The following is a 22,739-nucleotide window of genomic DNA, read 5'->3' as shown; positions in this document are numbered from 1 at the left end:
CCGAACGTTAGCAGTCGCGGTGACCATCACTCACCCCCGGGCGGGAGGTCGAAGTAGGGCGCCCGCTCGCGCGCGGTCAGCACGAGGTGCGCGGCCGTCCACACCACCGTGGCGAGCACCATCCCCGCGGCCAGCCAGCCGCGCGCCTGGTCGCCGGAGAACGCCTCGCCCCGGGTGATGGCGAGGAAGACCAGCAGCACGATCGCGAGCTGGGTCGCGTAGGTCACGAGGGCGACCAGCAGCGATGCCGTGGGCATCGCGCTCGCGACGACGTGCAGCGACAACGTGCCGAAGGACACCACCAGGACCACCAGTCCGGCCCCGACCGCAGCGGCCGCAGCCGCCTCCGCGCCGTGCACGACGGCGGCGAGGACCATCAGGAGCACCCCGGCGAGGGCCGTCAGGGCGGCTGCTCGGACGACGACCCGGACGCCCGGCACGAGGCTGCTGCGGCGAGTGGTCGCGCGGCTCTCGGTCGTCATGTCGGCGGCCTGTCTGGTGTCTTGATCCGGTGCGTGAAGTGCTCGTGAAAACTATCACAAAGTCTGCGGGCAGCCGCAATCACGACCCCGCGACGGGCTCGTCCGCCCGTCCCTCGACACTGGCGTTCTCGGGAAGCCCGGTGTCCCCCAGACCCGTCTTGCGCGGCCGGTGGAGCTTGGGCAGCACGAAGGTCAGCGTCACGCTCAGCACGATCATCGAGCCGAGGCCCCACCACACCAGGGGGTCGTCGAACAGGCTGACCAGGACCGCTCCGGTCGCGATGGTGAAGGCCCACGTCCACATGATCAGCACCGCACGCCGCTGGGAGTGGCCGATCTCGAGGAGGCGGTGGTGCAGGTGCTGCTTGTCGGCACTCATCGGCGAGCGGCCCGCGCGCGTGCGTCGTACGACGGCGAGCACGAGGTCGACGATCGGCACCATCAGCAGCGAGATGGGAAGCAGGACAGGCAGCACCGTCACGAAGAGGCTGTTGCCCGTGGTCTCCGGCATGCCGACGAACTGACCGGTCAGCGTGAGCGCGCTCGCGGACAGCACCAGCCCGATGAGCATCGACCCGGAGTCACCCATGAAGAGGCGGGCGGGATGGAAGTTGTGCGGGAGGAAGCCCGCGCACGCCCCGGCCAGGGCGGCGCTGAGCAGGGCGCCGGTCGTGGCGAGGGTCAGGTTGGTCTGAGCGGAGGCGAAGTAGCAGTAGAGGAAGAACGCCGCCGCCCCGATGCCCACCACGCCCGCAGCCAGGCCGTCGAGCCCGTCGACGAAGTTCACGGCGTTCATCGTGCCGATCACCACGACCAGGGTCAGCACCGCGCCCTGCACGTCGTCGAGGGAGAACTGGGTCCCGTCGGCGGCCGGGAAGTAGTAGAACCGCACCCCCTGCGTCACCAGCAGGCCGGCGGCGAGGACCTGCCCGCCCAGCTTGGTCAGCGCGTCGAGCTCGAAGATGTCGTCGATGACGCCGACGGCGCACACGAGGGCGCCCGCCAGGAGGACGGCCCCGGCGTCGGGGAGGACGAACTCCTCGCTCGTCGACAGGAACGGCAGGTGGCGGGCGACGAGGTAGGCCGCGTAGAGCCCACCGAGCATGGCCAGGCCGCCGAGGTAGGGGATCGGCTCGGCGTGCACGTCGCGGTCGCGGACCTTGGCGACCGCTCCGGTGCGCAGGGCGATCTCCCGCGCGACGACCGTGAGCAGGTAGGTCACCGACAGGGCGACCAGGAAGACGAGGAGGTACTCCCGCATCCGGCCTAGCCCTGGTCTTCGAGCACGACCCCGTGCTCTTCGATCGCGGCGTTGAGCTGCTCCAGGGACAGCGCGCCGAGCCGCAGCACGCGACCCTCGGGGACGGTGACGTCGACGATGGTCGAGGCCTCCCCTCCCGGAGAGGCGCCGGCGTCGACGATGACCGCGACGGCGTCTCCGAGCATCTCCTCCGCCTGGTCGGCGTCGGTCGCGGCCGGTCGGCCGGTGAGGTTGGCAGAGCTGACGGCCAGCGGCCCCGTGCGCTCGAGGACGGCGAGCGCCACCTCGTCGTCGGGCATCCGCACCGCGACGGTGCCACGCGTCTCGCCGAGGTCCCACATGAGCGAGCCCTGCTGCCGGCACACGAGCGTGAGCGGTCCGGGCCAGAACTCCTCGACGAGGGTGCGCGCCCAGGGCGGCACGCTCTCCGCGAGCGCGTCGAGGGTGGTCGCGGCCGAGACGAGCACCGGCGGCGGCATCTCGCGGCCGCGTCCCTTGGCCTGCAGGAGGCGTCGGACGGCGTCGTGGGAGAACGCGTCGGCCGCGATGCCGTAGACGGTGTCGGTGGGGATGACCACCAGGTCACCGCGTCGTACGGCGCCGGCCGCGGCGCTCACCGCCGCGTCCCGCTCCTCCTCCGTCGAGGTCGCAAGCCTGTCCACGTCGCTCATCGTGCCAGCCGCGCGGTCAGGTAGCGCGGTCGACCCGCGAGGTCGGGGTGGTCGACCACGTCGACCCAGCGGCCGGACGCCGCGAAGACCCCCGGCGCGGCCGCTCCCTGGACGTCGGCATGCTCGGCGCCCGCCACTCCCCCGGGCCGCAGGAGCAGGGCGGCGCGCCGCTCGAGGACGCGCATCGCGTCGAGGCCGTCGTCGCCGGAGAAGAGCGCGAGGTGGGGGTCGTGGTCGCGGGCCTCGACGGCGACCGACTCCCATGCCTCGAGCGGGATGTAGGGCGGGTTGCACACGACGACGTCGACGGTGCCGGCCAGGTCGTCGAAGGCGGTGGCCATGTCGCCGGGGCGCAGGTCGACGCCGGTGCCGGCGAGGTTGCGCTCGGCCCAGGCGAACGCCTGCTCGTCGAGCTCGACCGCGTGCACCTCCGCGTCGGGGACCTCGTCCGCGACCGCCCGCGCGATCGCCCCCGAGCCCGTGCAGAGGTCGACGACCACCGGCGCCCGCTCTCCCTCACCCCTCGCGGAGACGAGCCGGGCCTGCTCGATCGCCCACCCGGCCAGCAGCTCGGTCTCGGGGCGTGGCACGAAGACACCGGGCCCGACGGCGAGCTCGACGTGGCGGAAGGCCGCCGTGCCGACCAGGTGCTGCAGCGGCTCGCGGGCAGCGCGGCGCGCCACCAGGGCGTCGTACCGCTCGTGCTGGTCGGCGTCGAGGTCGTCGATCAGCAGCAGCCGGCCGAGGCCGACGTCGAGGACGTGGGCGAGCAGCAGCTCGGCGTCGCGCTCGGGCGAGGCGACGCCCGCCTCGCGCAGCCGTGCCGCGGCGGCGCGGCGCAGGTCCCGGGCGCCGCTCATGCGGGGTCCCCGCGGCGTTGTTCGGGGGAGCGAAGCGGAGGAGAGGAACGTCGTGGGGTGCTCATGACTCGAGGGCCGCGAGCCGGGCGGCCATGTCGGTCTCCACGCACGAGTCGAGCACCGGCTGGAGGTCGCCGTCGAGCACCTGGTCGAGGTTGTAGGACTTGTAGCCGGTGCGGTGGTCGGAGATCCGGTTCTCCGGGTAGTTGTAGGTGCGGATCCGCTCGGAGCGGTCGACCGTGCGCACCTGCGAGCGCCGGGCGTCGCTGGCCTCCGCGTCGGCGGCGTCCTGGGCAGCCTGCAGCAGGCGCGAGCGGAGGATCCGCATCGCGGACTCCTTGTTCTGCAGCTGGCTCTTCTCGTTCTGGCAGCTCGCCACGATGCCGGTGGGCAGGTGGGTGATGCGCACGGCCGAGTCGGTGGTGTTGACGCTCTGGCCGCCGGGTCCGCTCGAGCGGTAGACGTCGATGCGCAGGTCGTTGTCGTCGATCGTGACGTCGATCGGCTCCGCCTCGGGCGACACGAGGACGCCGGCGGCCGAGGTGTGCACGCGGCCCTGCGACTCGGTGACCGGCACCCGCTGGACCCGGTGCACCCCGCCCTCGAACTTGAGCAGGGCGTACGGCGCCTGGCCGGGCTCGACGGTCCCGCGGGCCTTCACGGCCGCCGTGACCGACTTGTAGCCGCCGAGGTCGGACTCGGTGGCGTCGAGCAGCTCGACGCTCCAGCCGCGCGTCTCGGCGTAGCGGGAGTACATCCGCAGCAGGTCACCGGCGAAGAGCGCGGACTCCTCGCCGCCCTCCCCCGACTTGATCTCCAGCAGGGCGTCCTTGCCGTCGGCCGGGTCGCGCGGCACCAGCAACCGGCGCAGCCGTTCCTCGGCGGTGTCCCGCCGCGCGGCGAGGTCGTCGGCCTCCTGCGCGAAGGCCGGGTCGTCGGAGGCCAGCTCGCGCGCCGCCTCGATGTCGTCACCCAGCCGGAGCCACTCCTGCCAGGTGGTCACGACCGCGGTCAGCTCGGCGTAGCGCTGGTTGAGCTGCTTGGCCAGGCGCTGGTCCGCGTGGGTCTCGGGGAGCGCGAGGCGTCGCTCGAGGTCGGCGTGCTCCTCGCGCATGCCGTCGACTGCTTCGAACAACGGTGACTCCTCGGTCCGGGTCGGGACGGGTGGGACGGGTGGGCAGACGACAAGGCGCCGGCCTCCCGCGGTGAGCGGGCGACCGGCGCCAGGCGTGGACTACTTCTTGTCGGCCGGAGCCTTCTTGGCGTAGCGGGCCTCGAAGCGGGCGACGCGGCCGCCGGTGTCGAGGATCTTCTGCTTGCCGGTGTAGAACGGGTGGCACTGCGAGCAGACGTCGGCGTGGATCGAGCCGGAGGTCGCGGTGCTGCGGGTGGTGAACTTCGCGCCACAGGTGCAGGTCACCTGGGTCTCGACGTACTCGGGGTGGGTGTCCTTCTTCATGGTGTCCTCTCGAATTGCTCCGGGTCGCCCGCGTGGATGCGTAGTGACGTGAACCGGAGCCGGCGCACAAGTGTGCCACCGGTGTGAACAACGGCGCCAATCCATGGATTCCCGCTCGGGAACCCCCGGTCAGCGGGCGCCGACGACCTTCGTCACGGCCTGCGGGGAGTCCGCGGCGGCGAGCTGCTTGCGCAGGTCGCCGACGACGGCACCCTCGGCCGGGGCGAGCAGCTTCTCCTCGTGCCGGGTCCCCGAGGCCGCCACGTCGACCGCGGGCACGATGCCCTTGGCCGCGCGGTCGGTGCTGAGCACCAGCTCGAGGTTGGCGGCCCCCGCGAGCTCCTCGAGGAAGAACTCGTCGGTGGCCGAGCCGGTGCCGACGGCGACGGTCGCCAGGATGGTCAGCGAGCCGCCGTCCTCGACCGCGCGCGCCGCGCCGAAGAACTCCTTCGTCGGGTGCACCGCCGAGGCGTCGACGAGGCCGGCGAGGACGCGGCCGTTGGCCGGCGCGGCCAGGTTGTACGCGCGACCCAGCCGGGTGAGCGAGTCCAACAGGACGACCACGTCGTGGCCGAGCTCGACCAGCCGCTTGGCGCGCTCGATGGCGAGCTCGGCGACCAGGGTGTGGTCAGCCGGCTGCCGGTCGAAGGTCGAAGCGACGACCTCGCCCTTGACGGCGCGCTGGTAGTCGGTGACCTCCTCGGGACGGGTGTCGACCAGGACCACCATGACGTGGCACTCCGGGTTGTTGGTCGTGACCGACTGGGCGATCGACTGCAGGAGCGTCGTGGCACCGGTGCGCGGAGGCGCGAGGACCAGACCGCGCTGACCCTTGCCCACCGGGGCCGCGACGTCGACGACGCGCCCGATCAGGTCGGCGTCCGTGGCCAGGCGCAGCCGCTGGTGCGGGTGGACCGGCACCGCGTCGACGAACTGCGGGCGCTCCTTGGCGCCCTCGGCCTCGGTGCCGTTGACGCTGTCGATGCGGACCATCGGGTTGAACTTCTCCCGGCGCTCCCCCTCGCGCGGCTGGCGCACCTGGCCGACCACCGCGTCGCCGCGGCGGAGGTGGTACTTCCGGACCATCGACAGCGACAGGTAGACGTCCTCCGGGCCGGGCAGGTAGCCCGACGTCCGCACGAACGCGCAGTTGTCGAGGACGTCGAGGATGCCGGCAGCCGGGACCAGGACGTCGTCCTCGAGGATCGTGGTGTCGGGCTCGTTGCGGCTGCCACCCTGACGGGCCGTCGTACGGTCGCGTCCGCGACGACGGCGGTTGCGGCGGCTGCCGCCCTCGCCGTCCTCGTCGTCGTCGCCGGCGTGCTGGTCCTGCCGGCTCTGGTCCTGGCGGTTCTGGTCCTGACGGTTCTGGTCCTGCCGATCCCTGTCCTGCCGGTCCTGACGGTCGCGGTCCTGGCGGCTCTGGTCCTGGCGGTCCCGGTCCTGCTTGCCCTGCTGGTCCTGCTTGCCCTGCTGGTTCTGCTGGTTCTGCTTGGCCTTCTGGCCCTGCTTCTGGTCCTGCTGCTTGTCCTGCTTCTGGTCCTGCTTCTTCTGGTCCTGCTTCTCGGAGCGGTCGGGCTTCTGCTCGGACCTCTGCTCGGACCTCTGCTCGGGGCGCTGCTCGGGCTCCTTCTCGGAGCGGTCCGCGGTCGTCGCCTCTGCCCGCTCGGCCTGCTGCTCGGCCTGGCGCTGCTTGCGGGTGCGGGTGCGTACGGTCGTCTGCGGCGCCGGCTCGGGGGCCGCGGCCGCCTCCGTGCTCTGCTCCGGCTGCTGGGCCGGCTGCTCGGCCCGGGCCGGCGCGGTCTGCGACGGCGCCGCCTGGGCCGGCGCGGCGTGCGCCTGGGCGCCGCCGGACTGGAAGGCCCGGATGGCGTCGACGAGCTGAGCCTTCTTCATCGAGCCTGCTCCGGCGATGCCAAGGCCCGCGGCCATCGACTTGAGGTCGGCCAGGAGCATCGAGCTGAGCCCGCCGGACTTCTTGGCAGGCTTGGTGGCAGCGTTCTCCGCAGCAGCAGAGGGGGTCTCGGTCACGTGGATCCTTCGCACGTCGCGTCGCCTCCCGGACCGACACGTGCGGCCGGCGAGGCGGATGGTGGTCGCCCGTCCACGCGGACCTCGTGACATCGCGAGGACGGGGACGGGCTGGTACGCCGAGCGGCGCGCGGTCAGGTTAGCAGGGACGCGGCCGTCCGAGAGCACGTCGGTGCAGAACTGCGGCACCGTTCGCCGCGCCAACCGGGGTGGCGGCGGTCAGAGGAGGATCGCGCCGCTCGGCTCGATCGCGAGGTCGTGGCACGACCAGCCGGCCGGGCAGCGGGCGGTGAGGGCCGAGGTGTCGGCCGACCCGAAGGCCAGCACGGTCGGCCCGGCACCGGAGACCACGGCGGGAACGCCGTCCGCGCGGAGTCGGCGTACGAGTGCCAGCGTCTCGGGCATGGCGGGTTCGCGCTGGTCCTGGTGGAGCCAGTCGCGGGTCGCGGCGAGGAGGTGCTCGGGCTGACCGTTGAGGGCGGCCACCAGCAGCGCGGCGCGACCGGAGTTCGCGGCGGCGTCGGCGTGCGGCACGGACTCCGGCAGCAGGCCGCGGGCGACGGTCGTCTCCACCCCGGTCGGCGGGACGAACGCCACGGCGGTGATCCGCGGGTCGACCCCGGCACGGACGGCGTACCAGTGCCCGTCCTCGCGTCCGGAGATCACGAAGCCGCCGTAGAACGCCGGGGCGACGTTGTCGGGGTGGCCCTCCAGGTCCGCGGCGAGGTCGAAGAGCGCGTCGTCGGAGGCGAGCAGCTGGCCGCCGGCGACCAGGGCCCGCGCCAGGACGACGCCGGCCACGATCGCGGCGGACGACGAGCCGAGCCCGCGGGCGTGCGGGATGGCGTTGCTGCAGCGCAGGCGCAGGCCGGGCGGCTGCTCCCCCATCAGCTCGAAGGCCGCGCGCATCGACCGCACCACCAGGTGTGACCCGTCGCGCGGTACGCCGTCCGCGCCGGCGCCGTCGACCTCGACGACCAGCCCGTCGGGCAGCACCTGCGCCTCGAGCTCGTCACGCAGCGACAGCGCCAGGCCGAGGGAGTCGAAGCCCGGGCCGAGGTTGGCCGAGGTCGCCGGGACGGTGACCCGCACCGGCCCGTCGACGAACTGGGCCATCAGCCGAGGCCGGCTGCGGCAGCGGCCGCGTCGACATCGGCGTCGACGACCGTGTCGACGATGTCGCCGCAGGACTCCAGCGCGGTGGCGGTGTCCTTGAGGCCGTGGCCGGTGACGGTGATCGCCACCGTCGCCCCCGTGAAGACCTGGCCGGACTCCAGCGCCGCCAGCAGGCCGGCGACGCCGGCGGCCGAGGCGGGCTCGACGAAGACGCCGTCGTTGCGGGCGAGCTCGAGCTGGGCGGCGAGGATCTGCGCGTCGGAGAGGGCCGCGAAGCCGCCCTCGGACTCCTTGGCCGCCTGCTCGGCGAGGTGCCACGACGCCGGGTTGCCGACCCGGATCGCGGTCGCCTTGGTCTCCGGGTCGGGGAACGGCTCACCGGTGACCAGCGGCGCCGCGCCCTCGGCCTGGAAGCCGAGCATCCTCGGCCTCTTGCTCGCGCGGCCGAGGTCGGCGTACTGCTGGTAGCCGAGCCAGTAGGCGGAGATGTTGCCGGCGTTGCCGACCGGCAGCAGGTGCACGTCGGGCGCGTCGCCGAGGAAGTCGACGATCTCGAACGACGCCGTCTTCTGCCCCTGCAGCCGGACCGGGTTGACCGAGTTGACCAGCTCGACCGGGTAGCCCTTCGACAGGCCGATGGCCATCGACAGGCAGTCGTCGAAGTTGCCGCGCACCATGATGACCTGCGCACCGTGCACGACCGCCTGGGCGAGCTTGCCGGCGGCGATCTTGCCCTCGGGGATGAGCACGAGCGGCTTGAGCCCGGCCTTCGCGGCGTACGCCGCCATGGACGCCGACGTGTTGCCCGTCGAGGCGCACACCACTGCCTCAGCGCCGAGGTGCTTGGCGTGGGAGATCGCGGCCGTCATGCCACGGTCCTTGAACGAGCCGGTCGGGTTGTCGCCCTCGACCTTGAGCCAGACCTCTCCCCCGGTCAGCCCGGAGAGCCACTCGGAGTGCACGAGGGGGGTGCCGCCCTCACGAAGCGTCACGGCGGGCATGCCCTCGGGCAGGTCGAGGAGGTGGCGGTACTCCTCGATCACCCCGTGCCACTGGTGGGTCCTGACGGTGGTGGTCATTCGTCGCCTCCCTCGACCCGCATCACCGAGGTGACCTCGCGGACGATGTCCATGCTGCGGAGCTGGTCGACCGTTGCGCTGAGCGCGGCGTCGGGCGCGGCGTGCGACACGACGACGAGCTGGGCGTCGGCGCCGCGGCCCTCCTGGCGGACGGTCTGGATCGACACGTCGTGGTCGGCGAACGCGTTGGCCACGGCCGCGAGCACGCCGGCGCGGTCGTCCACGTCGATCGCGACGTGGTAGCGGGTGCGGGTCTCCCCCATCGGCAGGACGGCACGGTCGGCGTACGCCGACTCGCCGGCGCCGCGGGTCTCGGCGAGGCGGTTGCGGGCGACCGTGACCAGATCACCGAGCACGGCGCTCGCCGTGGGCGCGCCTCCCGCACCGGGGCCGTAGAACATCAGCTGTCCGGCGGCCTCCGACTCGACGAAGACGGCGTTGTAGGCCTCGCGGACACTCGCGAGCGGGTGGGAGCGCGGGATCATCGCCGGGTGGACGCGGGCTGCGACCTGCTCCTGGCCGTCCGGGCCCGGGCGCAGCTCGCAGATCGCGAGCAGCTTGACCACCGAGTCCATGTCGCGGGCGCTGGCGACGTCGGCCGCGGTGACCTCGGAGATCCCCTCGCGGTGGACGTCGGCGGCGGTCACCCGCGAGTGGAAGGCGAGGCTGGCGAGGATGGCCGCCTTGGCCGCGGCGTCGAAGCCCTCGACGTCGGCCGTCGGGTCGGCCTCGGCGTAGCCGAGCTCCTGGGCCTCCTCGAGCGCCTCGGAGAAGCCGGCGCCGGAGGTGTCCATCTTGTCGAGGATGAAGTTGGTGGTGCCGTTGACGATGCCCAGCACCCGGGTGACCCGGTCGCCGGCGAGCGACTCGCGCAGCGGGCGCAGGATCGGGATCGCACCGGCGACGGCCGCCTCGTAGTAGAGGTCGCGCTCGGCCTTGGCCGCGGCCTCGAACAGGGTCGGGCCGTCCTCGGCGAGCAGCGCCTTGTTGGCCGTGACGACGCTGGCGCCGTTGTGGAGCGCGGACAGGATGAGGGAGCGCGCCGGCTCGATGCCGCCGATCACCTCCACGACCAGGTCCACGTCGTCGCGGGCGACCAGGCCGTGCGCGTCGGTGGTCAGCAGCCCCTCGGGCACGTCGACGTCGCGGGGCGCGTCGAGGCGTCGTACGGCGACCCCCACCAGCTCGACGGGTGCACCGACCCGGGCGGCCAGGTCGTCGTGCTGCTCGGCGAGCAGCCGCACCACCTGGGAGCCGACCGCACCGCAGCCCAGCACGGCCACACCCAAGGTGCGCTTGTCACCCATACTCATGCGCGTACTCGCTTCGTTCCGTGCGCACACGAGGCACGAATCACGCTGTGCTGGATGATTCGCTCGCTTCGCTCGCTCATGAAGAAACACCCACATCGGTCGCCAACAGGTCGGCCACAGTCTCTCGTCGCAGCACGGTGAAAGTCTTCCCGTCCCGAACTCCGATCACCGGAGGACGCAGGGCGTGGTTGTAGTTCGACGCCATGGATCTGCAGTAGGCACCGGTCCCGGGCACCGCGACGAGGTCACCGGGACGTACGTCGCCGGGCAGGAACTCGTCCTTGACGACGATGTCCCCGGCCTCGCAGTGCATGCCCACGACCCGCGACAGCGCGGGCGGTGCGCCGGACGAGCGCGAGGCGATCGTGGCGGAGTAGTCGGCGTCGTAGAGGGCGGTGCGGATGTTGTCGCTCATCCCGCCGTCGACGGACACGTAGGTGCGCACGAGCCCGCCGTCGAGGGCGACCTCCTTGACCGTGCCGACCTCGTAGACCGTGCACATGGAGGGTCCGACGATCGCACGGCCGGGCTCGATGGACAGCCGCGGCACCGTGATGCCGAGGCCGCGGCACTCGTGCTCGACGATCTTGGAGATCTCCGTGGCCAGCTGCGCGGGGTCGGACGGGTCGTCCTGGGTCGTGTAGGCGATGCCGAAGCCGCCGCCGAGGTCCATCTCCGGCATCTCGACGCCCACCTCCTCGACGACGCGCGCGTGCAGCGCGAGCACGCGACGGGCGGCCACCTCGAAGCCGGAGGTGTCGAAGATCTGGCTGCCGATGTGGGAGTGGAGGCCCAGCAGGCGCAGCCCCGGCGCGTCGTGCACCCGGCGTACGGCCTCGAGCGCGTTGCCGCTGGCGATCGAGAAGCCGAACTTCTGGTCCTCGTGCGCGGTGGCGATGTACTCGTGCGTGTGGGCCTCCACGCCGGCGGTGACCCGCACCATCACGCCCACGGTCCGCCCGAGCTCGGCCGTGACGGCGGCGAGTCGCTCGATCTCGTGGAAGGAGTCCACGATGATCCGCCCCACGCCGAGCTCGACGGCCCGCTCCAGCTCGCCGAGGGTCTTGTTGTTGCCGTGGAAGCCGACCCGTTCCATCGGGAACCCGGCCCGCTCGGCGACGGCCAGCTCGCCACCCGAGCAGACGTCGAGCGACAGCCCCTCGTCGGCCAGCCACCGGGCGACGGTGGTGCAGAGGAAGGCCTTGCCCGCGTAGTACACGTCGTAGTCGGAGAAGGCATCACGGAAGGCGCCGGCGCGGCTGCGGAAGTCGGCCTCGTCGAGGACGTACGCCGGCGAGCCGTGCTCGCGCACCAGCTCGGGCAGCGGCACGCCGCCGACGCTCAGGACGCCGTCGTCCTTGGTGGCCGTTCGCGACCACAGCAGCGGGACGAGGGCGTCGGGGTCGCTCGGCTCACGCAGCCAGTGCGGGCCACGCAGCGCGCCGTCCGCGTGGGCCCAACCGGACGGGTGTGCGGTGGGCACGCCCGATCACATCCTCTCGGGAGCCGAGACGCCGAGCAGGTCGAGCCCGTTGGCGAGGACCACGCGAGTCGCGTCGACCAGCATCAGCCGCGCCCGGTGGAGGTCGGACGTCTCCTCATCACCCCGCGGCAGCACGCGGCAGCTGTCGTAGAAGCGGTGGTAGGTGCCGGCCAGCTCCTCCAGGTAGCGGGCCACGCGGTGCGGCTCGCGCAGCTCGGCGGCCGCCTTCACCACCCGCGGGAACTCGGCGAGCGCACGCAGGAGCTCGCCCTCCTTCTCGTGCGTGAGCAGCTCGGGGTGCGACGCGGCGGTGACACCGAGGTCGGCGGCGTTGCGCATCAGGCTGGACACGCGCGCGTGGGCGTACTGCACGGTGAAGACGGGGTTGTCGTTGGTGGCGCGCGACCACAGGTCGAGGTCGATGTCGATCGGGCTGTCGCTGTGGTAGCGGGCCAGCGCGTAGCGGCTGGCGTCGACGCCGATCGCGTCGACGAGGTCGTCGATGGTGACAACCGTGCCAGCGCGCTTGGACATCCGCATCGGCTCGCCGTCCCGGAGCAGGTTGACCATCTGGCCGATGAGGATCTCGAGGTTCTTGCCCGGCTCGTCGCCGAACGCGCTGCACATGGCGTTCATCCGGCCGACGTAGCCGTGGTGGTCGGCGCCGAGCATGATGAAGCAGCGGTCGAAGCCCCGCTCGCGCTTGTCGAGGTAGTAGCCCAGGTCGCCGGAGATGTAGGCCGGGGTGCCGTTGGACCGGATGATCACGCGGTCCTTGTCGTCGCCGTACTGCTCGGTGCGCAGCCACAGCGCGCCGTCGGCCTCGTAGGTGTTGCCCATCTCGGTGAGCCGCTCGATGGCGCGCTCGACGGCACCGGAGTCGTGGAGCGACTTCTCGTGGAAGTAGACGTCGAAGTCGACCCCGAAGTCGTGCAGGGACTTCTTGATCTCGTCGAACATCATGTCGACGCCGACCTCGCGGAAGACCTCCTGGGCCTGGGCGTCGTCGAGCTCCTTGACGTCCGGGCGGCGCTCGACGACCGCCGAGGCGATGTCGTGGATGTACTGGCCGCCGTAGCCGTCCTCAGGGGCCGGCTCGCCCTTGGCGCTCGCGAGCAGCGACGAGCTGAAGCGGTCGATCTGGGCGCCGTGGTCGTTGAAGTAGTACTCCCGGGTGACCTCGGCACCGGTCTTCTCGAAGATCCGGCCCAGGGCGTCGCCGACCGCTGCCCAGCGCACGCCGCCCAGGTGGAGCGGCCCGGTCGGGTTCGCCGAGACGAACTCGAGGTTGATCTTCTCGCCCGCGAACGCGTCGGAGGAGCCGTACGCCTCGCCCGCCGCGACGACGTCGGCCGCGACCTGCCCCTGGGCGCCGGCCTCGACCGTGACGTTGAGGAAGCCCGGCCCGGCGACCTCGACCTCGGCGATGCCGTCGGAGGAGCGCAGGCGCTCGGCCACGAGGTCGGCGAAGGCCCGCGGGTTCGTTCCAGCCTTCTTGGCGAGCTGGAGCGCGACGTTCGTGGCGTAGTCGCCGTGCCCCTTCTGCCGGGGTCGCTCCACCGTGACCTGGGTCGGTACGCCGTCGGGCAGCGTGATCGCGCCGTCGGCCACGAGGGCCTCCAGCACGTCGACGATGGTCTCGGAGAGCTGATCAGGATTCACCGGGCAAGCCTATCGGCGGCCCGCAGCAGGGACCGAACCGGTTTCACGCCGTGGCCCACAGACCCGCAGCACGTCCTGCCCTAGGGTTCTGGGCGTGACGACGCACCCCACCTACGACCAGCTGATCGATCTCCCGGCCTACGTCGAGCAGCCCGTGCCCATGCCCTTCGAGGACATCAACGGCCACCTCAACGTCCGCCACTACATCGGCATCGCCAGCGAGGGGCTCGACGAGTCGCTCGTCGAGGTCGGCATCCCGCAGATGTGGCCCCTGACCCACGGTCACGCGTGCTTCACCGCCGAGCACCACGTCACCTACCTCAACGAGCTGCGCACCGGCGACACGATGTCGGCGCGGGTGCGCATGCTGGGCCGCTCCGAGCGGGCCGCCCACGTGCTGATCTACCTGCTCGACGAGACGCACCAGCGGGTGGCGTGCGTGGTCGAGGAGATCTTCCTCCACATCGAGCTGGAGGACCGGCGCACCGCACCCTGGCCCGAGGACGTCGCGGCCAAGCTCGACGCCCGGATCGGCGAGCACGAGGCCCTACCCTTCCCGGCCGACACGTCCGGGTCGCTCGCGCTGCGCTGAGGCGGTTTCACCACGGCGCCGGGCGACCGGTAGTCTTCACCGCGCACCAGGTCCGGAGCGGTCCGGAACGGTGCGGGCCTCCGTAGCTCAGGGGATAGAGCACTGGTTTCCGGTACCAGGTGCCGCAGGTTCGAATCCTGCCGGAGGCGCCCTGTGATGTCTCAGGACATCAGCGACAACGGACTCACGACAGACGTGGGTCCGTTCGTCATTTCCGGCCGGGCCTGGACGGCCGCGTGCGGTGACCTGACTTCGGGACCAAAGACTCCTGTCCACGCGGCAGCGGCGTCGTACCGTCTGACCAGGACTCCAGGTCGACGCAGGGGGCGCACATGAGCGGTGGATTCGGGATCGACCTCGGAACCGCGAACACGGTGGTCTGCCACCGCACGCGCGGCGTGGTGCTGGACGAGCCGTCCATCATGGTCGTGCGCCCGTCCGAGGCGGGCCGGCGACGCGTGCGCCCGCTCCTGGTCGGGCACGAGGCGCGCGACCTGCTCGGCCGCTGCCCGGTCGGGCTCACCGCCATGCGGCCCCTCCACGACGGGGTGATCGTGGACCTCGAGGCCGCGCGGGCCTTCATGGCCGCGCTCCTCGACAGGGCGGCGCTGCCCCCGTGGCAGCGGGTCGGCGCACGAGCGGTCATCGGGGTGCCGGCCGGCGCGACCGCGCTCGAGCGTCGAGCGCTGCTGGAGGTGGCGGACGAGGCGGGGATGCGGAAGCCGGTGCTGGTGCCCGAGCCCATCGCCGGAGCCCTCGGGTGCGACCTCAACCCCCTCGAGCCCCGCGCTCACATGGTCCTCGACATCGGCGGCGGCACCTCGGAGATCACCGCGTTCTGCTACGGCGGCGTCCTGTCGCACCGGTCGTCCCGGGTCGCGGGCGACGAGATGACGCTGACCCTCCACCGCTACCTGCGCGCCGAGCACCAGCTGCTCGTCGGCGAGCTGATGGCCGAGACCCTGAAGTGCGCGGTGGACGGGGACGACCGCCTCACGACGGTGGTGCAGGGCATCGACCTCGCCACGGGTCGGCCGCGGCTGAAGACGATCGAGCTCGCCGAGGTCCTCGAGGCGTTGAGGCCCACGGCCGACGTCATCATCGCCTCGCTCGCGGGCGTCCTCGACGACCTGCCGCCGCAAGCGGCCGACGACATCCTCAGCGAGGGCGTGACGGTGTTCGGCGGCTCCAGCCTGCTGCGGGGCTTCGACGAGCTCGTCGAGGCGGCGCTGGGCTTCCCCGTGCGGATGGCCGAGCGACCGCTGTACTGCGTGGCGGAGGGCGCCGCGCGCTGCCTGGCCATCCCCGACGTGGTGCGCGCCTACGAGGACACCTTCCTCGACGCCGCCTGACCACGAAGTCGGGGCTGCAGCCGGTCACCGGCGCCGGGACGGAGGACGTCCCGTGCGCAGGATCTCCTCCTCGTGGTCGAAGAAGTACTGCAGGACCGGAAGCACGACGGCGCCGGACGTGCTGACCCCGTGACCACCGCCGCGGACGAACGAGGTCGCCACGACGCGCGGGCGCTCGATCGGGGCGGCTGCGGTGAACCACGAGTCCGGAGCACCGTTGAGCGCCGACGGGTCCTGGGCGGACCCCGTCTTCGCGCCGGCCTTGACGGGCAGGGCCGTCAGGATGCCCGCGGTGCCGGACGACGCGGCGAGGGCCATGCCGTCGCGGACCGGCCCCAGCCTGTCGGCGTACGGCAACCGCCGGGGTCGTGGCCACCGGAGCGACGTGCGGCCCCGCCCCTCGCCGTACGCCAGGCCGAGGTGCGGCGTGACCATGGCGCCGGTCGCGATCCCTGCGGTCCAGAGGGCGTCCTGCAGCGGCGTGACCGTCAGGTAGCCCTGTCCGATGCCGAGGATGACGGTGGAGCCGGGGAACCACGTCCCGCCGTCGCGGGCGACCGAGTCCGGGGTGCCGAGGTAGCCGCCGACCTCCCCGGGCAGGTCGATGCCGGACGGTCGGCCGACGCCCAGGCTCCGTGCCGTGCTGATCATCGGCTCCGGGCCCATCGCCCAGGCGAGCTGGTAGAAGTACACGTTGTTGGACCAGGAGATCGCGCTCGGCAGGTCCTGCGCGGGCAGGGGCATCCAGTTGCCGAAGGAGTGGTCGCCCAGCGTCCACGAGCCGCCGCCCGGCAGCACCCGGTCCGGTGGCACCGTGCCGTCCCTCATGCTGGCGGCCGCCACGACGAGCTTGAACGTCGACCCGGGCGGCGCTGCCACCTGGGTCACGTGGTCGAGCATCGGGCTCCCGGGCTGCCGCGACGCCCGGGCCAGCGCGCGGTTGTCGACGGGCGGTCCGAAGATCCGGTTGTCGTACGACGGTCGGCTGGCCGTCGCCAGGACCTGCCCGTTCCGCGGGTCGAGGAGCACCGCTCCGCCGAGGTCCCCGAGCGGCTGGCCCGGCCTGCTGCGCAGGACGGCGTCGAGGGACCGGGTGAGCTCGCGCTGCAGACCGAGGTCGACGGTGAGGCGCAGGGTCCTCCCCCGACGGGGCGCGGTGTACGGGCCCATCGCCATCGGCGTGCCCGCCGGGGTGACGTAGACGCACTGGCGTCCGTCGGTGCCGCGCAGGATCGGGTCGTAGACCTGCTCGAGGCCGGCGCGGCCGGCGATCGCCCCGAGGGCCAGGTCGGGCCAGCGCTCCATCTCGACGGGGGTGGCCACGCCCGTCCAGCCGAGGACCGGGCCGAGCACGTCCCCGGCGGGGTAGCGCCGACGGGTCTCCGGCACCACGAAGACCCCGGGCAGTGCGGCAGCGCGGACGCGTCGACCGGCCGCCGGCGGGAGGGAGGCCACGGTCAGGTCACGGCTCGCCCGGTTCCGGCGCAGCACGCGACGCAGGCCGCTCTCGGGCCGCGCCGTGAGGGCGGCGAGGGTGGGCACGTCGGCGCGCCGCACCAGGGCCGGCACCACCGCCACCCGGTGCCGCCGGACGTCGAGGGCGAGCAGTGCCCCGTGCCGGTCGGTGATCTCCCCGCGCGCTGCGGGGACCCGGGTGCAGCGCAGCATCTGGTCGAGCGCGGCCTCGCGCAGCTGGGAGCCCTGCGCGCTCTGCAGCTGCCAGACGAAGCCGACCATCGCGACCAGGAGGGCCGTCACCGCGACGGCCGTCGTGCGGAGCAAGCGCGGCCGGGCCCGGTCCGGCCGGCCGCGGAGCCAGAGGCGGTGGGCCTCGCCGTCCGCGCCCAGCGCCAGCACCAGCCCGAGGGCGGCGATGTGCACCGCGGCCGCCGTACCGCCGTAGCTCAGCAGGGGGAACGGCACCCCTGCCGTGGGGATCAGTCCGAGGTTGCCTGCCCCCGAGACCGCGACCTCGACGCTGACCAGCGCCGCGAACCCGGCCGCGGCCAGTGCTGCGGGACGGTTGCGGCTGTGGCGGCTGGTGCCGACGACCCGCCAGACGAGCACCGTCGCGGCGAGCACGGCCGCCGACCCGGCCAGGATCCCGAACTGCTCGACGATGCTGGCGAACGCCAGGTCGGTGTGCCGGTCCGGCAGGTAGAGCCCGACGAGCTGGTGAAGCGGGTGGTCCGCGCCGCCGGTCAGGCCGCCCCAGGCCAGCGCGATGTGCATCTGGCGGATCGCCCACCCCGGCCCGTCGACGTCGGTCGACCCGCTCAGGAAGGCGTGCAGCCGCTCCTGCTGGTAGGGGTGGAGCAGCTGCTCGGCGAACGGCAGCGCGACGGCACCGAGGACGAGCAACGGCACGAGGACCTTGAACGGGATCCGGCCCAGCACCAGCATCGTCCCGGTCAGGGCACACAGGACCAGTGCGGTCGACAGGTCGGGCTGGAGGAGGACGAGGCCGATCGGCACGGCGGCGACGAGCGCGGCGGTCGCGAGCCGGCGTGGCCACGACCGGTCGCTCCCGAGGACCAGGGCCAGCACGAGGAGCAGGCCGAGCTTGGCGAGCTCGGACGGCTGCATCGAGAAGGGCCCGAGGGCGATCCATCGCTGGGCACCCCGCACCGACATGCCACCCACGTCGACCGCGAACAGCAGCAGGACGCTCACGCCGTAGCAGCCCCACGCCAGCCAGCGCAGGCCGGCGGTACGCCACCGGCTGAGGACGACGAAGAGCACCACGCCGCAGACCACGACGACCAGCTGGTGCCGTACGGCCGCCTGGTCACCCAGGGCGGCGAGGTTGGCCAGGCCGAGTGCCACGAGGAGCGCCACTGCTCCGACGGCGAGGGGATCGAGGAGGCGCGGGACGGGGAGGCGGGCCGGACGGCCCGGTTGCGGGCGGGACGGACGTGCGCCCAGCAGCCCGCGCTCCACGCTGAGCATGGCCGGCTAGCAGCTCGGGGAGGACCCGGCGACGGGCACCGGGGGCGACTGGGCGCGGGCAGGGGTCGTCGTCGCCGCGACGAGCACCACCGGGCCCCGCTCGGGGATCGGGACCGATGAGGTGGCGTAGACGCGCGTCCAGCCGGGCTGCGCGCCCACGCCGACCGGAGGTGACCAGCGGAGCTCGCCGGCGCACGACGTCGCCGTGCCCACGCGCCAGGTCACGACCCGGACGTCCGAGGCGGGACGCAGGCGCACCGTCACCGTGACCGGGCACGGCGCTCCCCTGTCGCACCCGGCGACGGGCCGGAGCTCGAGACCGGTGACCGCTCCGGCCTGCCGCGGTGCGAGGCTCGCGAAGCGCGGCCGGGCCGGCCGCTCGGAGGGCGTGGGCGAGGTGCGGGCTTCCCCGGACGGGGCGGCAGTGGCGGGGTCGCCACCCTCCGCACCGGCGCTCGCGTCACCCGTGCGGCGGGTCAGCACGTAACCGCTGCCCGCCGCGGCCGCCACCAGGAGCAGGGCGATCGCCGCGGCGCGGCGGGCGGGCCGCCGCCGACGCCCCGAGGGCCGGCCATGCCACGGTGGGCGCGACCGGGCTAGCCTCGTCACGGGAGGGCTCGCGACGGCGAGCGGCGCCCGGGTGCTGGCAGCGAGGTGCGCGGACGCGCCGACGAGGTCGGCCAGCTGGGCGCCGAGACGCTGGGGTGCGCTCGCACCCAGGACCTCCACCAGTCCCGCCTCGAGCCGGGCCGCTCGCGCGCCCGGTTCCAGGCCCGGCTCCGCGGCCGCCTCCTCCAGCCTGCGCAGCAGCACGAGCTGGGCAGGTGCCGGGTGGGCCGGCAGCCGTCGAGCGTTGCGGCACAGCTGACCGAGGAGCTCGTCGAGCGCGGCACCGGCGTTCCCCTCCGCGCGCGTGGCCGCGACGCCGCCGGAGCGGGTCAGGGCTGCCGCCCAGAGGTCGTCGTCGGACAGCGACCCACCTGTCGCCCGCGACGCACCGACGGACTCGAGCAGCCGGACGGACACGAGGGAGGCCTCCGCGGGGCTGAGCGTGACCGCGGTCAGCAACCGGTGCAGCGGCACCCGCCCGGCTGCTGCAGGCTCCGGTGGCTCGGCGGTGGGCTCGTCCTGGACGTCGGGAGGTGGTGGACCGGTCTCCGTGAGCCGCGGCGCCGAGATGTCTTCAACCATCGGGACCCCCGTTCCTGCACACCGGGAGCACGGCGCCTCGCGCCGCCGCCCGCATGCGTGACGACCTCCAGTATCGGGAGCGCGCTCCTCTCCCCCACAGGGTCTTTGGACCTCATTCCGGCCGTGACCTGTCCGGCTCCCCGTCGTTGAGCGGGCGAGGGAGCTGCCGGCCGGTCATTCGGACGGCCGGGTGTCGCTCCCCGCAGACCCTGGGAGGGGACATGGAGAAGACCCAGCGACGGCTCGTCGCCGCCGTCAGCCTCGGCCTCAGCGCCGCGCTCGCGTTGTCCACCGGTGCCGCGCCGGCGCAGGCGGGAGGTTCCACCGATGCCCGGGCAGCGGGGGCGGACCAGCTCACCGGCTTCGGCTACCGCGGTGACGTCTACGGCGTGAAGCTCGTGACCGACAGCGTCGAGGCGCTCGACCTCAAGGACGCCCACGCGCAGCAGCTGTGCACCCGGGCGGCCGGCAGGGTCGTCGAGCAGCAGAGCGCGGTGTCGGTTCCCGACAACCCGCTCATCCAGGTCTCGGCCAGCACCAGCCGCACCGAGACGTACGTCGACGGCGAGACGCACGGCGTCCGCGGCACCAACACCATCGGCGACATCAGCATCGGCGGGACCGTCGGACCGCTGACCACCCCCCGCCTGGTGATCAAGGGCCTGCAGACGACCGCCCATGCCTTCCACACCCCGCGGGGCTACGGCCACGACGAGGGGTTCACCTTCGCCAGCATCTCCCTCGAGCTCCTCGACAACACCGTGGTCGAGCAGCTGCCGCCCGAGCTCCAGCAGCTCCTCGCCCCGCTCGACCAGGTCGGTGACACCGTCTTCACCGGCACGCAGCAGGCCGCCCAGCAGGTCTTCCAGGTGCTGAGCGACGTCACGAAGCCCATCATCATCCCCGGTCTCGGCACGATCGCGCTCGGCTACGAGAACGGGCGCGCCAACCGCCACAACGCCCAGTCGCAGGCCTCCGCGCTGCGCATCGAGGTCACCGCCGGCGACCGCCGCCAGCTCGTCGAGCTCGGCACCGCGCGCGTCCGGATGGGCGGTCCGGCCCCGGCCGGCGTCTTCCGCTCCGGCGGCACCGCCATGGACTACCAGGCCCTGCAGGGCGCCCTGCGGTTCGGCAACGTCCAGCACAAGGCGCTCCCCTGCCAGGGCACCCGTGGCCGGACGCAGACGTACCAGGTCCCCCACGCCACCCAGCTCGTCCCGGTGCCGGTGCAGCTCGAGGGCGTGACCTACCAGGTCAACGGCGACCAGTTCCGCGCCAAGGCCGGCAAGAAGCGCGGCAAGGTCGCCAAGGGCTGGTCGCGCACCGCGATCAGGTCCGTCTCGATCCCCACGGCCCAGCTGGTGATCACCGACGTCAGCTCACGTGCGGCCATGCGCCAGAAGGCCGGCAAGCGGGTCGGCTCCAAGGTCTCGACCGGCGTGGGCTCGATCACCGTCGGCGGGCAGCCGCTGGCGGTCCCGGCGCCCGGCGAGGTCGTCGAGCTGCCGAACGGCGTCGGCGAGATCCAGCGCCAGCTCGTCGACACCGGCTACCGCGGCTCCCAGGTCATCGGGCTGCGGATCAAGCTCTACGCCGACGCCGTCGTCATCGACCTGGCCCGCACCGCGGGACGGATCTACGAGGGCTGACCCGGTGGGCGGCGGCCCCGGGGCCGCCGCTCAGCAGCGTCGCAGGGCGGCGTCCTGCCGGGCCTCGCGCCCCAGGCGCCGCGCCTGCGCCACGTCGGGGAAGACCACGCTGGCGGCTCCCACGGACCCGATCCGCCCGCGCACCACGCACGTGGTGATCTTGCGCGGGTCGACCTGGGCGACGGCCTGGGCGATCTCGAAGAGCTCCCCCGGCGAGGCGTTCGTGTCCGTGTGGGCCATCACCGACATGACGCCGCGCTCGATGAAGCCGGGCACGTCGGCCTGCGCGCGGATGCGGGCGTGGATGCCACGCAGGGTGCGCTGCTGGTTGGCCGAGCGGTCGAAGTCACCGCCCGGCAGGTTGTAGCGGATCCGAGAGAACGCCATCGCGTCGTAGCCGCCGAGACGGATGCGACCGCGGGCGAACCCCTCCTTCTTGAGGTTGGGGTCGGTGAAGCGGCGCGGGTTGGTGACGGTGATGCCCCCGATGTCGTCGACCATGTCCTCGAAGAACGGGAACCGGGTGACCACGACGTAGTCGGGCTCGATGCCGATCAGGTTGCGCATCGCGCCGGCCATCCCGCGCGGGCCGGCGAAGTAGAGGGCGGAGTTGATCTTCTCCCGTCCGTGGCCCGGGATGGCGACCCACGAGTCGCGGGGCACGCCGATGGCGGTGGCTGCTCCCGTGCGGGTGTTGATGCCCACCAGCTGCAGGGCGTCACCGCGTGCCCGGGTCATGGCCTGACCCGGCCGGGCGTCCGAGCCGACGCCGAGGATCCAGACGACGTCCTCACCGCCGGTGGCGACTCCCTGGGCGTGCCGGATCCTCACCAGGCTGACCTCGGTCGGCTGGACCGCCGAGGTGGGTACGACGAACGCGGTGACGGCCAGGACCGCCACGAGGGCGACCGTCCGCGCGAGCCTCATGGTCCGTCCCATCACCGGGCTCCCTTCGCGACGTCGTACCCGAAGACGCGCCAGGCGCCCCGCTTGCGGGTGAGGAAGAGCCGCCCCCGCACGGTGGTGGTGCCGGTCCTGCTGCCGGCGGTGTCGAACGTGAGGACGAACTGCGCGGTCACCGCCCGCGCCTCTCGACCGGTGGCGAGGATGTCGATGGTGACCCGACGCTTGCGGGCCGTGACCGAGTCGATGCGTGGACCGGCGACCTGGTTGGTCAGCAGGGCCTTGTCGGCCCGGGCGCGCTCCTCGGCGGCGGCGGTGAAGCCGGGGAAGGCGGAGGGGAAGCTGCTGCGGGGGTAGGTGCCGCCGAGGTAGGCCGCCTCCCACCACCGGTCGACGACGGCCCCGACCTGCTTGCGCACGGCCTTGCGCCTCGCGTCCGGGAGCCGGCCGTGGACGCGGTGGATCCCCACCCTGGTCGGCTCGGGGTGCGAGGCCAGGCTCGCTCGCGAGTCGGACCGGCTCAGCCGCTCCGGAGCCGCGGACGGCTCGGCGGCGGACTGGCAGGCGGAGGTGAGCGGGACGAGCAGGACGAGCGCGAGTCCCACGACGCGTCGGGCGCGGTGGGCATGGTGGACGCTGCCTGGTGAGGGGCGGGGCATGAGGAGCTCCAGGCGGATCGAGCGGAC

General features: G+C 73.1%; 19 protein-coding genes and 1 tRNA gene. 4 read left to right on the top strand and 16 right to left on the bottom strand.

Features of this window, described 5'->3' with window-relative positions; genetic code table 11:
* Positions 1-26 precede the first annotated feature (26 nt).
* The 12 genes from HOO61_RS11225 to argS all read right to left on the bottom strand — a co-directional run bounded on the left by HOO61_RS11225 (position 27) and on the right by argS (position 13,417).
* Positions 27-482, bottom strand: a complete 456-nt coding sequence (locus HOO61_RS11225) for a hypothetical protein (RefSeq protein WP_172258749.1) — start codon at positions 480-482, stop codon at positions 27-29.
* A gap of 79 nt (positions 483-561) precedes the next feature.
* The gene (locus HOO61_RS11220; RefSeq protein WP_172258748.1) at positions 562-1,743 is read right to left on the bottom strand and encodes an MraY family glycosyltransferase; all 1,182 of its coding nucleotides are present in this window, start codon (positions 1,741-1,743) and stop codon (positions 562-564) included.
* A 5-nt stretch (positions 1,744-1,748) separates the two neighbouring features.
* Positions 1,749-2,414: an L-threonylcarbamoyladenylate synthase gene (locus HOO61_RS11215; RefSeq protein WP_172258747.1), complete on the bottom strand. Its 666-nt coding sequence runs from the start codon at positions 2,412-2,414 to the stop codon at positions 1,749-1,751.
* Positions 2,411-3,274, bottom strand: coding sequence for a peptide chain release factor N(5)-glutamine methyltransferase (gene prmC / locus HOO61_RS11210; RefSeq protein ID WP_172258746.1), 864 nt, complete (start codon positions 3,272-3,274; stop codon positions 2,411-2,413). Before prmC ends, HOO61_RS11215 begins: the two co-directional genes overlap by 4 nt.
* Positions 3,275-3,335: 61 nt before the next feature.
* Positions 3,336-4,409 carry a peptide chain release factor 1 gene (prfA, locus tag HOO61_RS11205; protein ID WP_172258745.1) on the bottom strand — a complete coding sequence of 358 codons (1,074 nt, stop codon included), beginning with the start codon at positions 4,407-4,409 and terminating at the stop codon, positions 3,336-3,338.
* A gap of 99 nt (positions 4,410-4,508) precedes the next feature.
* Entirely contained in the window at positions 4,509-4,733 is a 225-nt protein-coding gene (gene rpmE / locus HOO61_RS11200) for a 50S ribosomal protein L31 (RefSeq protein WP_172258744.1), read from the bottom strand.
* A gap of 129 nt (positions 4,734-4,862) precedes the next feature.
* Positions 4,863-6,764 (bottom strand): transcription termination factor Rho, encoded by a 1,902-nt coding sequence (gene rho, locus HOO61_RS11195; protein ID WP_172258743.1) that lies wholly within the window; start codon positions 6,762-6,764, stop codon positions 4,863-4,865.
* A 219-nt stretch (positions 6,765-6,983) separates the two neighbouring features.
* Positions 6,984-7,880, bottom strand: a complete 897-nt coding sequence (gene thrB, locus HOO61_RS11190; protein WP_172258742.1) for a homoserine kinase — start codon at positions 7,878-7,880, stop codon at positions 6,984-6,986.
* Complete coding sequence (thrC, locus tag HOO61_RS11185) at positions 7,880-8,959, bottom strand: threonine synthase (RefSeq protein ID WP_172258741.1); 1,080 nt, start codon at positions 8,957-8,959, stop codon at positions 7,880-7,882. Before thrC ends, thrB begins: the two co-directional genes overlap by 1 nt.
* On the bottom strand, positions 8,956-10,272 hold the full coding sequence (locus HOO61_RS11180) for a homoserine dehydrogenase (RefSeq protein WP_172258740.1): 1,317 nt from the start codon (positions 10,270-10,272) through the stop codon (positions 8,956-8,958). The genes thrC and HOO61_RS11180 overlap by 4 nt, the downstream gene beginning before the upstream one ends.
* A 76-nt stretch (positions 10,273-10,348) precedes the next feature.
* Positions 10,349-11,755 carry a diaminopimelate decarboxylase gene (gene lysA, locus HOO61_RS11175; protein ID WP_172258739.1) on the bottom strand — a complete coding sequence of 469 codons (1,407 nt, stop codon included), beginning with the start codon at positions 11,753-11,755 and terminating at the stop codon, positions 10,349-10,351.
* Between the two features lie 6 nt (positions 11,756-11,761).
* Positions 11,762-13,417: an arginine--tRNA ligase gene (gene argS, locus HOO61_RS11170; RefSeq protein ID WP_172258738.1), complete on the bottom strand. Its 1,656-nt coding sequence runs from the start codon at positions 13,415-13,417 to the stop codon at positions 11,762-11,764.
* Between the two features lie 94 nt (positions 13,418-13,511).
* Between argS and HOO61_RS11165 the strand changes: the two genes are divergently transcribed.
* The 3 genes from HOO61_RS11165 to HOO61_RS11155 all read left to right on the top strand — a co-directional run bounded on the left by HOO61_RS11165 (position 13,512) and on the right by HOO61_RS11155 (position 15,361).
* Positions 13,512-14,009 carry a thioesterase family protein gene (locus HOO61_RS11165; protein ID WP_172258737.1) on the top strand — a complete coding sequence of 166 codons (498 nt, stop codon included), beginning with the start codon at positions 13,512-13,514 and terminating at the stop codon, positions 14,007-14,009.
* Between the two features lie 76 nt (positions 14,010-14,085).
* Positions 14,086-14,158 (top strand) — tRNA-Arg (locus HOO61_RS11160).
* 183 nt (positions 14,159-14,341) lie between these two features.
* Positions 14,342-15,361, top strand: a complete 1,020-nt coding sequence (locus tag HOO61_RS11155) for a rod shape-determining protein (RefSeq protein ID WP_172258736.1) — start codon at positions 14,342-14,344, stop codon at positions 15,359-15,361.
* Positions 15,362-15,385: 24 nt separating this feature from the next.
* Here HOO61_RS11155 and HOO61_RS11150 read toward each other — a convergent pair whose 3' ends face one another.
* Together HOO61_RS11150 and HOO61_RS11145 are read right to left on the bottom strand one after the other, a co-directional pair.
* Positions 15,386-18,310 (bottom strand): FtsW/RodA/SpoVE family cell cycle protein, encoded by a 2,925-nt coding sequence (locus HOO61_RS11150; RefSeq protein ID WP_172258735.1) that lies wholly within the window; start codon positions 18,308-18,310, stop codon positions 15,386-15,388.
* 6 nt (positions 18,311-18,316) lie between these two features.
* Entirely contained in the window at positions 18,317-19,501 is a 1,185-nt protein-coding gene (locus tag HOO61_RS11145) for a hypothetical protein (protein WP_172258734.1), read from the bottom strand.
* Between the two features lie 221 nt (positions 19,502-19,722).
* Between HOO61_RS11145 and HOO61_RS11140 the strand changes: the two genes are divergently transcribed.
* Entirely contained in the window at positions 19,723-21,150 is a 1,428-nt protein-coding gene (locus HOO61_RS11140; RefSeq protein ID WP_172258733.1) for a choice-of-anchor P family protein, read from the top strand.
* Between the two features lie 30 nt (positions 21,151-21,180).
* On the opposite strand, the gene HOO61_RS11135 is transcribed toward HOO61_RS11140, so the two are convergent.
* Positions 21,181-22,077 carry an LCP family protein gene (locus HOO61_RS11135; protein ID WP_253942247.1) on the bottom strand — a complete coding sequence of 299 codons (897 nt, stop codon included), beginning with the start codon at positions 22,075-22,077 and terminating at the stop codon, positions 21,181-21,183.
* 11 nt (positions 22,078-22,088) lie between these two features.
* Positions 22,089-22,712: a hypothetical protein gene (locus tag HOO61_RS11130; protein WP_172258731.1), complete on the bottom strand. Its 624-nt coding sequence runs from the start codon at positions 22,710-22,712 to the stop codon at positions 22,089-22,091.
* Between the last annotated feature and the right edge of the window lie 27 nt (positions 22,713-22,739).

This window comes from Nocardioides sp. zg-1230 (assembly GCF_013155335.1).
Taxonomy (GTDB): Bacteria; Actinomycetota; Actinomycetes; order Propionibacteriales; family Nocardioidaceae; genus Nocardioides.
Note: the sequence above shows the minus strand (reverse complement) of the source record. Positions and strands in the feature narration are given on the sequence as shown.

Coding starts and splice junctions, on each gene's coding strand:
- prmC (WP_172258746.1), bottom strand. CDS start 3,274: ATGAGCGGCGCCCGGGACCTGCGCCGCGCCGCCGCGGCACGGCTGCGC.
- HOO61_RS11215 (WP_172258747.1), bottom strand. CDS start 2,414: ATGAGCGACGTGGACAGGCTTGCGACCTCGACGGAGGAGGAGCGGGAC.
- HOO61_RS11135 (WP_253942247.1), bottom strand. CDS start 22,077: ATGAGGCTCGCGCGGACGGTCGCCCTCGTGGCGGTCCTGGCCGTCACC.
- HOO61_RS11150 (WP_172258735.1), bottom strand. CDS start 18,310: ATGCTCAGCGTGGAGCGCGGGCTGCTGGGCGCACGTCCGTCCCGCCCG.
- HOO61_RS11130 (WP_172258731.1), bottom strand. CDS start 22,712: ATGCCCCGCCCCTCACCAGGCAGCGTCCACCATGCCCACCGCGCCCGA.
- rpmE (WP_172258744.1), bottom strand. CDS start 4,733: ATGAAGAAGGACACCCACCCCGAGTACGTCGAGACCCAGGTGACCTGC.
- HOO61_RS11140 (WP_172258733.1), top strand. CDS start 19,723: ATGGAGAAGACCCAGCGACGGCTCGTCGCCGCCGTCAGCCTCGGCCTC.
- HOO61_RS11155 (WP_172258736.1), top strand. CDS start 14,342: ATGAGCGGTGGATTCGGGATCGACCTCGGAACCGCGAACACGGTGGTC.
- HOO61_RS11180 (WP_172258740.1), bottom strand. CDS start 10,272: ATGAGTATGGGTGACAAGCGCACCTTGGGTGTGGCCGTGCTGGGCTGC.
- thrB (WP_172258742.1), bottom strand. CDS start 7,880: ATGGCCCAGTTCGTCGACGGGCCGGTGCGGGTCACCGTCCCGGCGACC.
- thrC (WP_172258741.1), bottom strand. CDS start 8,959: ATGACCACCACCGTCAGGACCCACCAGTGGCACGGGGTGATCGAGGAG.
- HOO61_RS11220 (WP_172258748.1), bottom strand. CDS start 1,743: ATGCGGGAGTACCTCCTCGTCTTCCTGGTCGCCCTGTCGGTGACCTAC.
- HOO61_RS11225 (WP_172258749.1), bottom strand. CDS start 482: ATGACGACCGAGAGCCGCGCGACCACTCGCCGCAGCAGCCTCGTGCCG.
- HOO61_RS11145 (WP_172258734.1), bottom strand. CDS start 19,501: ATGGTTGAAGACATCTCGGCGCCGCGGCTCACGGAGACCGGTCCACCA.